This window comes from Streptomyces hebeiensis (genome assembly GCF_052983195.1).
In genome coordinates, this window is record NZ_CM129812.1 from 3,372,508 (window position 1) to 3,384,076 (window position 11,569).

At 72.8% G+C, this 11,569-nt stretch carries 9 protein-coding genes and 1 pseudogene; 5 read left to right on the forward strand and 5 right to left on the reverse strand.

The window, feature by feature from the left end; translation table 11 throughout:
• Window positions 1-120: 120 nt before the first annotated feature.
• Window positions 121-1,524 carry a D-alanyl-D-alanine carboxypeptidase/D-alanyl-D-alanine endopeptidase gene (dacB, locus tag ACU6P3_RS14745; RefSeq protein ID WP_447197500.1) on the reverse strand — a complete coding sequence of 468 codons (1,404 nt, stop codon included), beginning with the start codon at window positions 1,522-1,524 and terminating at the stop codon, window positions 121-123.
• Window positions 1,525-1,704: 180 nt separating this feature from the next.
• Between dacB and ACU6P3_RS14750 the strand changes: the two genes are divergently transcribed.
• The 3 genes and pseudogenes from ACU6P3_RS14750 to ACU6P3_RS14760 form a co-directional block, all read left to right on the forward strand.
• On the forward strand, window positions 1,705-2,199 hold the full coding sequence (locus tag ACU6P3_RS14750) for an inorganic diphosphatase (RefSeq protein ID WP_030750974.1): 495 nt from the start codon (window positions 1,705-1,707) through the stop codon (window positions 2,197-2,199).
• A gap of 357 nt (window positions 2,200-2,556) precedes the next feature.
• On the forward strand, window positions 2,557-4,257 hold the full coding sequence (locus ACU6P3_RS14755; RefSeq protein ID WP_447197896.1) for a threonine/serine exporter family protein: 1,701 nt from the start codon (window positions 2,557-2,559) through the stop codon (window positions 4,255-4,257).
• Between the two features lie 66 nt (window positions 4,258-4,323).
• A pseudogene (locus tag ACU6P3_RS14760) lies at window positions 4,324-4,695 on the forward strand (type 2 periplasmic-binding domain-containing protein); the annotation flags it as partial.
• Window positions 4,696-4,835: 140 nt separating this feature from the next.
• Here the strand turns inward: ACU6P3_RS14760 and ACU6P3_RS14765 are convergent.
• A complete protein-coding gene (locus tag ACU6P3_RS14765) occupies window positions 4,836-5,579 on the reverse strand; it encodes a DedA family protein (RefSeq protein ID WP_447197501.1) in 744 nt (247 codons plus the stop codon).
• Window positions 5,580-5,790: 211 nt separating this feature from the next.
• Between ACU6P3_RS14765 and ACU6P3_RS14770 the strand changes: the two genes are divergently transcribed.
• Both ACU6P3_RS14770 and gad read left to right on the forward strand, forming a co-directional pair.
• Complete coding sequence (locus tag ACU6P3_RS14770; RefSeq protein ID WP_447197502.1) at window positions 5,791-7,182, forward strand: chloride channel protein; 1,392 nt, start codon at window positions 5,791-5,793, stop codon at window positions 7,180-7,182.
• A gap of 139 nt (window positions 7,183-7,321) precedes the next feature.
• Window positions 7,322-8,758: a glutamate decarboxylase gene (gene gad, locus ACU6P3_RS14775; RefSeq protein WP_447197503.1), complete on the forward strand. Its 1,437-nt coding sequence runs from the start codon at window positions 7,322-7,324 to the stop codon at window positions 8,756-8,758.
• 37 nt (window positions 8,759-8,795) lie between these two features.
• Here gad and ACU6P3_RS14780 read toward each other — a convergent pair whose 3' ends face one another.
• From ACU6P3_RS14780 to ACU6P3_RS14790, 3 genes are all read right to left on the reverse strand, one after another.
• Window positions 8,796-9,185 (reverse strand): VOC family protein, encoded by a 390-nt coding sequence (locus ACU6P3_RS14780; protein ID WP_447197504.1) that lies wholly within the window; start codon window positions 9,183-9,185, stop codon window positions 8,796-8,798.
• Between the two features lie 87 nt (window positions 9,186-9,272).
• Window positions 9,273-9,914: a PadR family transcriptional regulator gene (locus ACU6P3_RS14785; RefSeq protein WP_447197505.1), complete on the reverse strand. Its 642-nt coding sequence runs from the start codon at window positions 9,912-9,914 to the stop codon at window positions 9,273-9,275.
• A 117-nt stretch (window positions 9,915-10,031) separates the two neighbouring features.
• Window positions 10,032-11,498, reverse strand: coding sequence for an aldehyde dehydrogenase family protein (locus tag ACU6P3_RS14790; RefSeq protein ID WP_447197506.1), 1,467 nt, complete (start codon window positions 11,496-11,498; stop codon window positions 10,032-10,034).
• Between the last annotated feature and the right edge of the window lie 71 nt (window positions 11,499-11,569).

The window sequence follows — 11,569 nt, forward strand, 5'->3', positions numbered from 1 at the left end:
CGACAGCGGCGCGCCCCTTCGGCTCACTCGCCGGCGGACGTGCCTGGCCGGGACGTCATGGCCGCCCCGGCCATGTGGCCCTCGGCGGACGTGGGTACCCCGGACGTAACAGGAACGCCCTCACCGCACCAGGGCCGCCGACAGCCGGTCCAGGGCGTCCTGGGCCGCGCCGGGGGAGCGGGTGGAGCCCGCCATGAAGGCGAAGGCCAGCAGCCGGCCGCGGCGGTCCACGACGGTGCCCGCCAGGGTGTTCACCCCGGTGAGCGTGCCGGTCTTGGCGCGTACCAGCCCGGCGGCCGGCGCGGCGTGCGCGTACCGGCCGCGCAGCGTGCCGTTGAACCCGGCGACGGGCAGCCCGGTCAGGACGGGCCGCAGCTCCGGGTGGGCCGGGTCGGCGGCGCGCGTCAGCAGGGCGGTGAGCAGGGCCGCGCTGGCCCGGTCCGCGCGGTTCAGGCCGCTGCCGTCGGCGAAGCGGGCGCCGGCCAGGGGCATCTTCAGCTTCTTCAGCTCCGCCCCGACGGCCCGGCCCGCGCCCGCGAAGCTCGCGGGGCGGCCCGTGGCGATCGCGGTCTGGCGGGCCAGGGACTCCGCGATGTCGTTGTCGCTCTCGGTCAAGGCGCGCTCCACCAGGGCGGCGAGCGGCCGCGAGTACGTCCTGGCCAGCGGCTCGGCGCCGGCGGCCGACCGGCCCTCGGCCGGGTCGGCGGTGACCCGTACGCCCCGGTCGCGCAGCAGCCCGGTGAAGGCGTCGGCCGCGTCGCCCGCGGGGTCCTCGCCGCGCGGCGCCGGCCCCTGGGAGGAGGGATCGGCCCGGCCCTGTCCGACCATCAGCGGCACGACGGGCGCGATGTTGTCGTTGGGGCCGATGGGGTGCCTGCGCGGGCCGGAGTAGAGGGACGTGTCGTAGGCGAGCGTGACCGCCCGGGCCCCCCGCTCGCGCAGCGCGCGAGCGGTGTCGTCGGCGAGGGCGCGCAGCCCCGCCGCGTCCAGGGTGGCGTCGCCGCCGCCGACCAGGGTGAGCCGCCGCCGGTCGGGGGTGGCCGTGACGGTGGTGGCGATGCGGTGGTCGGGGCCGAGCGCGGACAGCGCGGCGGTCATGGTGGCGATCTTGACCGTGGAGGCCGGGACCATCGCCTTGTCCTGCCCCTTGCCGTACAGCCGGGTGCCGGTGGCGACGTCGACCACGGAGGCCGTACGGGCGGAGCCGAGCCCCTTGTCGTCCATCAGGGGGCCGAGCCGCCTGCCGAGGTCGCCGGAGAGACCCGCCGGGACGTCCCCGGGAGCGGTGGAGGCGGTCGTGAGCGCGCTGAGCACGCCGGCGGCGCTGGGCGCGGGCTCGGGGGTGCCCCGGCCGGCCGGGCCGTGATGCGCACCACCCGCGCGGGCCGCGGCCGCCGCCCGCTCGCGTTCGGCCCTGCGCTGGCCCGCGTCCCAGGGCCCCGCCGCGGCCACGGCCACCGCGGCGCACACCAGGCCGAGTGCCACCGACCCCGCCGTGACCTGCCACACCTTCGGCTCAAGCATGGCTGACCAGCCCCTTTCGCGATCACACAGCTGCGTGGGGGACACTTAACCACTGCGTTCTGCCACGAGCACGGCATCCCGGCCCCCGGCCGGGAGGTCTCCTCCGTGAAGACGCAGCATCGTCCGACGTTAGTGTCATTCGTCAGTGTCATGACGTGTTTGATCCAGGAGGAGACACCCGTGGAGTTCGACGTCACCATCGAGATCCCCAAGGGTTCGCGGAACAAGTACGAGGTGGACCACGAGACAGGCCGCATCCGCCTCGACCGCCGGCTCTTCACCTCGACGAGCTACCCGGCCGACTACGGGTTCGTCGAGAACACCCTCGGTGAGGACGGAGACCCGCTGGACGCGCTGGTCATCCTGGACGAGCCGACCTTCCCCGGCTGCCTCATCAAGTGCCGCGCCATCGGCATGTTCCGGATGACGGACGAGGCCGGCGGCGACGACAAGCTGCTGTGCGTGCCGGCGTCCGACCCCCGGGTGGAGCACCTGCGGGACATCCACCACGTCTCGGAGTTCGACCGCCTGGAGATCCAGCACTTCTTCGAGGTCTACAAGGACCTGGAGCCCGGCAAGTCCGTCGAGGGCGCCGACTGGGTGGGCCGCGCCGAGGCCGAGGCCGAGATCGAGGCGTCGTACAAGCGCCTGGAGGCCAAGGGCGGAGCCCACTGACGGCGGTCCTTTCCGTGTGACCGGCGGGCCCGGGCGTGCTTCGGCACCGGGCCCCGGCCGGACGGACGACGGGCGGCGCACCTCGCACGGGGTGTGCCGCCCGTCCGTGTGCGGGGCGTACGGTCCCGGGCCGGCTCCCGTCCGCGTGTGTGGCGCTCATGGACGTGCCCATACTGGGCAGACGCGATGCGGTGGCTCCGGGCGGGCGGCGGGCGGCGGACCACACACGGCAGGAGGCAGGCGGGAGCGGCGCGACACGCGCCGGGACGCGGCACTACGCATGGGAACGACGGGGCAGGGGGAGACAGCGGGGAAGCCAGAGCAGGCGGGTGACGGCAGGGAGTGAGGATTCAGAACGTGGTGGCCGAGCCGGACGGTCCCGAGGACCGAAAGCCTCATCAGGCGGACGAGGCGCACAGTGCCTTCACCCCGCCGCTCGGGGTGGAGCAGCCACCGCTTCCCGAGGACGACCAGCCGACCTCGGAGTTCGCGATCCCGGAGGGACTGAGCACGGAGCCGTCGCCCGAGCCGGAGGGCTCCGCCTTCGACGTCCCGGAGGGCGTACAGGGGGCACCGGGTTCCGGTTACGGCGCGTACGGCGGCCGGGGCGGCGCGCCGGGTGTCACGCCCGCGCACGGCGTCCCCATGGTCAGGCTGAACAAGCACAGCCCCTGGCAGGACCGGATGCGCACCCTGCTGCGCATGCCCGCCGCCGACCGCCCCGTACCGGAGACGGTGCAGCGCCACGACGACCAGGGGCCCGCCGTGCCGCGCGTGCTGGACCTCACCCTGCGTATCGGGGAGCTGCTGCTGGCGGGCGGCGAGGGCGCCGAGGACGTCGAGGCCGCGATGTTCGCGGTGAGCCGCGCGTACGGACTGGACCGCTGCGAGCCGACCGTCACCTTCACGCTGCTGTCGATCTCGCACCAGCCGTCGTTGGTGGACGACCCGGTGACGGCCAACCGGACCGTACGCAGACGTGGCACCGACTACACCCGGCTGTCGGCCGTGTACACGCTCATCGACGACATCACCACCGAGGACACGGACGTCACGCTCGAGGAGGCGTACCGACGGCTGGCGGAGATCCGGCGCAACCGCCACCCGTACCCCGGCTGGGCGCTGACCGTGGCGAGCGGGCTGCTGGCGGGCTGCGCGTCCGTGCTGGTCGGCGGCGGTGTGCTGGTGTTCCTCGCGGCGGCGGCCGGCGCGATGCTCGGCGACCGGCTGGCCTGGCTGTGTTCGGGGCGCGGGCTGCCGGAGTTCTACCAGTTCATGGCGGCCGCGATGCCGCCGGCGGCGATGGGGGTGGCGCTGACGCTGCTCGGTCCCGTGGTGTCCTGGGCGGGTCCCGCCTCCGCCGTGATCACCGGTGGGCTCTTCGCGCTGCTCCCGGGGCGGGCGCTGGTGGCGGGGGTGCAGGACGGGCTGACGGGTTACTACATCACCGCGGCCGCACGCCTGTTGGAGGTCATGTACTTCTTCATCGCGATCGTCACGGGTGTGCTGATCGTGCTGTACCTGGGTGTGCAGTTGCAGGCCCAGCTGAACCCGGACGCGGCGCTGGGCATAGGGAAGCAGCCGCTGGTGCAGATCGCCGCGTCGGTGGGAATGAGCTTCGCGTTCGCGATCCTGCTCCAGCAGGAACGTTCCACCGTGCTGATGGTGTCGCTGAACGGCGGGGTCGCGTGGATCGTCTACGCGGCGATGCACCTGACGGGCGACATCTCGCCGGTGCTCGCGACGGCGGTGGCGGCGGGGTTGGTGGGCCTGTTCGGACAGCTGCTCTCGCGCTACCAGTTCGCCTCGGCGCTGCCGTACATCACGGCGGCGATCGGCCCGTTGCTGCCCGGTTCGGCCACCTACTTCGGTCTGCTGGGTTTCGCCCAGAACGACCTGGACCGGGGACTCGCGTCCCTCTCCAAAGCGGTGACGCTGGCGCTGGCGATCGCCGTCGGGGTGAACCTCGGCGGGGAGATCGCCCGGATGGTCCTCACGGTCCCGGGGGACGTACGGGCGACCAGCCGCCGCGCGGCCAAGCGGACGCGCGGCTTCTAGAAGCGCGGCGTCCGGATGAAAGACTTCCGGACGAAGGACCAGCAGTCGGAGGTCGGTCATGGAGGCGCACCGGGCGAGGACGAACCGACCACGGTCGCCGGCCTGCGCGCCCTGTTCGGCGAGGACTCGGCGGCCCCGCGCGGCGCCACGGTCGCCCGGGACGTCCACACGGTCATCGGGCTGGCCGTGTCCGGTGCGGGCGTCGGGCTGGGGCCCTCCCGCATGACGTCGGTCCCGCGCGAGGGGGCCTGGTTCTGCCGGGTGACGCCACGGACCAGGCTGCCCGACCTCGTCCTGTCGTTCGCCGAGGACGACGGCTCGCCCGTGCTGACCGCCTTCCTGGCCGTGCTGCGCGCGGACTGCCCGGAGGCCGGAGCCTCGCCCGACCGTCGGCTCGACCCGGTCCGCCCTCCGGAGCGCGGACCTCGGGAACGCTGACCTCGGGCGCCGGCCTCCGGGTCAAGGAAGCGGAAGCGGCGAGGGGAGCCCGGCACCGGGCTCCCCGTCGGACGGCCGGCCCGCCGGGGGCCGGGCCCGGGTCGTACGCCCCGCCCCGCCTTCAGGCCGTACGGTCCGGCTCAGCGCTTGGCGTGGCGACCGCGTCCCTGGGCGCCGCCCGGGTCCTCCGGTCCTCCGACGGCCGTCCCGGCGGCGGGCCCGGCCATCGGCGCCGCCGTGTCCTCCCCGGCGGCCGCCGCCTTCTTGGACTGCGAACGGGCCCGCAGGAACTCGATGACGATCGGCAGGACGGACAGGAGCACGATGCCGACGAGGATCAGGTCGATGTGCTCACGGACGAACGCGATCTTGCCCAGCGAGGCACCCAGCAGGGTGACGCCCGCGCCCCAGAGGACGCCGCCGAGGACGTTGAAGATGATGAAGGAGCGGTAGTTCATCCGGCTGACGCCGGCGATGATCGGCGTGAACGTCCGGATGATGGGCACGAAGCGCGCGAGGACCAGCGACTTGGGGCCGTGCTTCTCGAAGAACTCGTGCGCCTTCTCCACGTTCTCCTGCTTGAAGAGCTTGGAGTCGGGGCGCCTGAACAGCGCGGGGCCCACCTTGCGGCCGAAGAGGTAGCCGACCTGGTCACCGATGATCGCGGCGGCGACGACGAGCGTGCACACGAGCCACAGCGGGTGGTCGATCAGGCCGGTCGTCACCAGCAGGCCGGTGGTGAACAGCAGCGAGTCGCCCGGCAGGAAAAAGCCGATGAGAAGGCCGGACTCGGCGAAGACGATGACGAGAACGCCGATCAGCCCGAACGTCTGGATCAGATAGTCCGGGTCCAGCCAGCTGGGGCCGAGCGCAAGTTGTGTCACGGTTACCGGACTCCTGAGTCATGAGAATCGGTCGAGCGTCGTGTTTCGGCGTGGTCGGCCGCGCACAAGCTATCAACGCCCGCGCGCGGTGCTCAGTTCCACCCGGCCGCTTGACGGTGCGGCCGGGTGGCAGTCATGGGCATACCGGAACGAAGCGACACCCGGCGAGGCACGACCGGGCGCCGGACCGGTGCGTGGATACGGTGGGCGCGTGGCTCATGACGGTCCGCCCGCCGCTCCCCCTCCCGTTCCCCCGTCCGGTCCCGCCGTTCCCTCTTCCGCGTCCTCCCCCGCGCCCTCCGCCCGGGCGCTGCTGCCGCTGGTCGTGCCCTCCCTGGCGGTGGGCGTGGCCTCGGCGCTGGTGCTGCTGGGCGTGAGCGCGGTCGCGGACCGGTTGGAACACGTGCTCTGGCAGAGCCTGCCGGACGCCCTCGGGATCGGCCGCTACTCGGCGCTCTGGATGATCGTGACGCTCACGGCCACCGGGCTCGCGGTGGGGATCGCCGTACTCCTGGTGCCGGGGCACGCGGGACCCGACCCGGCCACCACGGACCTGATCGACGCGCCGCTGCCGGCCCGCGTCGTACCGGGGCTGCTGCTGGTCACGGGGCTGGCGCTGGCCGGCGGGGTGAGTCTCGGCCCGGAGAATCCGATCACGGCGGCGAACGTCGCGCTCGTGTACTGGCTCGGCCGCAGAGCGGCGCCCAGGGCCCCGGTGGCACTGTGGCCGGCGCTCGCGGCGGCGGGGACGATCGGGGCGCTGTTCGGTACGCCGGTGGCGGCGGCGCTGATCCTGTCGGAGTCACTGGCGGCGGGACAGGGGCAGGGACCCGGACCGGGCCAGGGGCAGGGGCAGGGCGTGGGTTCGGGACCGGGCCCGCGCGGCTCCCTGTGGGACAAGCTGTTCGGTCCGCTGATCGCGGCGGGGGCGGGCGGCCTGACCACGGTCCTGGTCAGCCACCCGACGTTCGACCTCGGTCTGCCGCCTTACCCGGGCACCGGCTGGGGCGACCTGGCGGCGGCCCTGGTGATCGCGCCGGTCGCGGCGGCGCTGGGGATGGCGGTGGTGTACGCCTTCCCTCACGTCCACGCGTTCTTCCGCTCCCTCCCCCTTCTGCGCCACCCCGTCCCGGCGCTGACGGCGGGCGGGCTGGTGCTCGGCCTGCTCGGGACGCTCGGCGGGCAGTTGACGCTGTTCAAGGGGCTGGCCGAGGTGAAGACGCTCGCGGCGGACCCGGAGGGCTGGTCGGCCGGCTCGTTCGCCCTGATGACAGTGGTGAAGCTGACCGCCCTGACGACGGCGGCGGCCTGCGGCTTCCGAGGCGGCCGGATCTTCCCCGCCGTCTTCGCGGGCGCCGCCCTCGGCCTGTGCGCCCATGCCCTGGTCCCGGCCGTGCAACCGAGCCTGGGGGTGGTGTGCGCGGTCCTGGGCGTCCTCCTCGCGATCACTCGCCACGGCTGGCTCAGCCTCTTCACGGCGGCGGCCCTGGCGGCCGACACGACCATCCTCCCCCTCCTCTGCGTGGCCGTGCTCCCCGCCTGGCTGCTGGTCACGGGCCGCCCCCGGATGCGCCTCCACGACGACGGCACGCCGGCGCGGTGACCGCGCGACGCGGAAACAGCGGGCGGCGGGATCGCGTCCGCGGGCCATCCGGCCCCGTCCGCCGGGCGGGGCCCGCCCCGCGTCCGTATGCTCGCGCCAGGGGGTTCGGCAGCACCGTTCCAGCGTGAGGAGACCGCTCATGCCACTGCACCGGGGCGCGGACCGATCCATCGGCATCGCGCCCGACGAGCGGGCCGAACTGCGGCGGCTGTCGCTCAACCCGTTCTACGGGGAGGCCGACCCCGTCGGCGAGATGACCCTCGCGCCGCCCATGCACCGGCTGCCGGACGGGCCGATGCCGCCCGCCACCGCGTATCAACTCGTGCACGACGAACTGATGCTGGACGGCAATGCGCGACTGAACCTCGCCACCTTCGTCACCACGTGGATGGAGCCCGAGGCCGGCGTCCTGATGACGGAGTGCCGGGAGAAGAACATGATCGACAAGGACGAGTACCCGCGCACCGCCGAACTGGAGCGGCGCTGCGTGGCGATGCTCGCCGATCTGTGGAACGCGCCCGACCCCGCCGCCGCCATCGGCTGCTCGACCACCGGTTCCAGCGAGGCGTGCATGCTCGCCGGGATGGCGCTCAAGCGCCGGTGGGCCCGGCGCAACGCGGCGCGGTACCCCGCCACCGCCCGGCCGAACCTCGTCATGGGGATCAACGTCCAGGTCTGCTGGGAGAAGTTCTGCGACTTCTGGGAGGTCGAGGCGCGGTGCGTGCCCATGGAGGGCGACCGGTTCCACCTCGACCCGGAGGCCGCCGCCGAGCTGTGCGACGAGAACACCATCGGGGCCGTGGCCGTTCTCGGCTCCACCTTCGACGGCTCCTACGAGCCCGTCGCCGGCCTCTGCGCGGCACTGGACGCGCTGGAGGAACGTACCGGGCTCGATGTGCCCGTCCACGTCGACGGGGCCTCGGGCGCCATGGTCGCGCCCTTCCTGGACGAGGACGTCGTCTGGGACTTCCGGCTGCCGCGGGTGTCGTCCATCAACACCTCCGGGCACAAGTACGGACTCGTCTACCCCGGCGTCGGCTGGGCCCTGTGGCGCTCGTCCGCCGAGCTGCCCGAGGAGCTGGTCTTCCGCGTCAACTACCTGGGCGGCGACATGCCCACCTTCGCGTTGAACTTCTCCCGGCCGGGCGCGCAGGTGGTCGCGCAGTACTACACCTTCCTGCGGCTCGGCAGGGAGGGTTTCCGCGCCGTGCAGCGGACCGCGCGGGACATCGCCACGAAGCTGTCCGGCCGCATCGGTGAGATGGCCGGGTTCCGGCTGCTGACCCGGGGGGACGAGCTGCCCGTGTTCGCCTTCACCACCGCGCCGGACGTCACCGTCTTCGACGTCTTCGACGTCTCGCGGCGGCTGCGCGAACACGGCTGGCTGGTGCCCGCATACACCTTCCCCGCGAACCGCGAGGACCTGTCCGTCCTGCGCGTGGTCTGCCGCAACGGTTTCTCGGCCGACCTGGCGGAACTGCTGGTGGCCGACCTGGAGCAGGTCCTGACCGAACTGCGCCGCCAGGAACGGCCGGCGAGCCGCGACAGGCGGGCCGCCACCGCTTTCCATCACTGACCCACGTGTTCCCTCACCGGCTCACCGGCTCACGCGCTCACCGGCCGGCGGATCCGTTCCAGTCGACGAGCTGGACGATGACCCCGTTGGGGTCCCTGACCTGGAAGGCGCGTTCGCCCCAGGGCTCCTCGCGCAACGGCATCGTGACGGCGACTCCCTCGGCGGTCAGGCGGGCCAGTTCGGCTTCGAGGTCGTCGACGACGAAGGCGAGGATCACCCCGCCGGCATGGTCGTCGCGCTGGTCGTCGGGGAGCGAGGCCAGACCGCGCCGCAGGTAGACGACGTTCATCCCGGCGTCCTCGCGGGCCAGGGACGCGAACCCGTCGGCGGCCGCCTCCTCGCGGAATCCGAAGTGGCGGATGAGGAAGGCGCTGGAGGCGGGGACGTCGTCGACGTTCAGGGACACGGCGGAAGCGGTGATCGGCACAGGCACTCCTTTCAGTTCACCAGTCCATTAGTCAAGTTTGACCAACGGATCGAGAATAACGCGCGCCGATCCATTGGTCAAACTTGATTAGTGGCGGTCCCCCTCATCGGGAACCCCGGTCGCGTACGGGTTCTCCTGCCCCTCGGCGAGCACCCCGACGAACGGCTCGCCCTCGCCCGCGAAGGTGTACGCGCCGCCCTCGATGCGTGTGATCAGGCCCTCCGTCCACGTGGCCCCCGCGTCGGCCGAGTGGACCCAGTAGTTCATGATCTCGCCGATGTGACCGAGCTGCTCGGGCCCGTCCTCGGGGACGTAGTTCTCGGTCACCTCGTTCCGCCAGGCCGCGATCGCGCGCACCCGCTCCCTGAGCAGCCCCACCACCTCGGCGCGCGGCAGGTCCACCATGCAGCCGAGCCCGGCCGACAGGACGTCCATCTGCTGGTCGTACGAGGTCAGCGCCGTGCGCAGCAGCCGGAAGTACTCCTCGCGGCCCGCGTCCGTCAGCTCGTACTCGGTGCGCGGCGGCCCGCCCGCCGGGCTGGGGGCGGTCTCGTGCGCCAGCAGGGCGCCCTGTTTCGCCAGTTGCTTCAGCGCGTGGTAGATCGAGCCGGGCTTGGCGTTGGACCACTCGTGGGCGCCCCAGTACTCCAGGTCGTTGCGGACCTGGTAGCCATGGGCCCGGCCGTGCTGGCGCACCGCCGCGAGCACGAGCAAACGGATCGCTGACATGGGGCCAGGCTATGACTTCGCCGTCGGCTCCCGGCCCGGGGTCCCGGGCCGGAACACCGGAGCCCTGGCAGGCACCCCGCCCGGGGCCCTGCCGTCGCACGTCTCACGCCCCACGTCTCACAGCGGGAACCGCGACCGGCCGGCCCGTACCGACACCCACTGCTGGGTCGTGAACGCCTCCACCGCCGCGTCCCCGCCCAGCCGCCCGACCCCGGAGCTCTTCTCCCCGCCGAACGGCGCCAGCGGCTCGTCCTGCACGGTCACGTCGTTGACGTGCATCATGCCGGTGACGATCCGCCGGGCGAACGACACGCCCCGGGCCAGGTCCGCGGTGTGCACGGCCCCGCTCAGGCCGTACGGGCCGCTGTTGGCGATCCGTACCGCCTCCTCCTCGCCGTCGAACGGCACCAGCAGCGCCACGGGCCCGAAGATCTCCTGCCGCAGCAGCGGGGAGTCCTCCGCCAGATCCGTCAGCACCGTCGGCTCCACGACATTGCCGCGGGTACGGCCCCGTACCAGCGCGGTCGCGCCGTCCTCGATCGCCTGGTCCACCAGCGCCGTCAGGGCCTCCGCCTGGAAGGTGCTGATCACCGGCCCGATCCGGGTCTCCGGGTCGCGCGGGTCACCGGCCTTCAGCGCCCGCACCCGCGCCACGAACCGCTCGGTGAACTCCCGCTCGACGCGCCGGTCCACCAGGATGCGGTTGGCCGCCGTACAGACCTGCCCCTGGAAGAAGAAGCGGCTGGCGACGGCCGCGTCCACCGCCTGGTCGAGGCCCGCGTCGTCCAGGTCGTCCAGGACGACGAAGGCGCTGTTCCCGCTCAGCTCCAGCACGGTCCGTTTGAAGTTGGCCCCCGCGATCGCGCCCACGTGCCGGCCGACCCGGTCGGATCCGGCGAACGAGATCACCTTGGGCACCGGGTGTTCGAGCAGCGCGTCGCCGATCTCCGCGATGTCCGTCACGACGACGTTGAGCAGTCCGGCCGGCAGCCCGGCGTCCTCGAAGAGCCTGGCCACCAGTCCGCCGCCGACGACCGGCGCGTTCTGGTTGGGCTTGATCACCACGGCGTTGCCCAGCACCAGCGCGGGCGCCACCGACCGCAACGCCACCAGGAGCGGGAAGTTGAACGGGCTGATCACCCCGACGACTCCGACCGGCAGCCGGTAGACGCGGTTCTCGCGGCCGTCCGCGGACGTCGACAGGATCCGGCCCTCGGGGCGCAGCGCGAGGTGGATCGCCTCGCGGAGATACTCCTCGGAGGTGCGGACCTCGTGCTCCGCCTTCAGGCGCGTACCGCCCAGCTCGTCGATGATCGCCTCGACGATCTCCTCCCGGCGCTCCCCGACCAGTGCCAGCACCCGCTCCAGGACCTGCCTGCGGAGGTACGGACTGGTCTCGGCCCAGGCGGGCTGCGCGCGTTCGGCGGCGCGGTAGGCCTCATCGACCTCCAGGGCCGTGGCCACGGTGATGGCGGCCAGCTTCTCCCCGTTGTACGGGTTGAAATCGATGATGTCCCACGAGCCGCTGCCGGTCCGCCACTCGCCGTCGATGTACTGGTGGGCCAGGTCGGTGAAGTAGGACATGCGATCCCTTACGACAGGTGCAAACTCCTGATACGACGTCATCGTACTGATCCCTTTTGCGCTTCGGGGCC

Bases quoted from the DNA above. Each gene is read 5' to 3' on its own strand.
- dacB (WP_447197500.1), bottom strand. From the start codon at position 1,524: ATGCTTGAGCCGAAGGTGTGGCAGGTCACGGCGGGGTCGGTGGCACTC.
- gad (WP_447197503.1), top strand. From the start codon at position 7,322: ATGCCACTGCACCGGGGCGCGGACCGATCCATCGGCATCGCGCCCGAC.
- ACU6P3_RS14785 (WP_447197505.1), bottom strand. From the start codon at position 9,914: ATGTCAGCGATCCGTTTGCTCGTGCTCGCGGCGGTGCGCCAGCACGGC.
- ACU6P3_RS14790 (WP_447197506.1), bottom strand. From the start codon at position 11,498: ATGTCCTACTTCACCGACCTGGCCCACCAGTACATCGACGGCGAGTGG.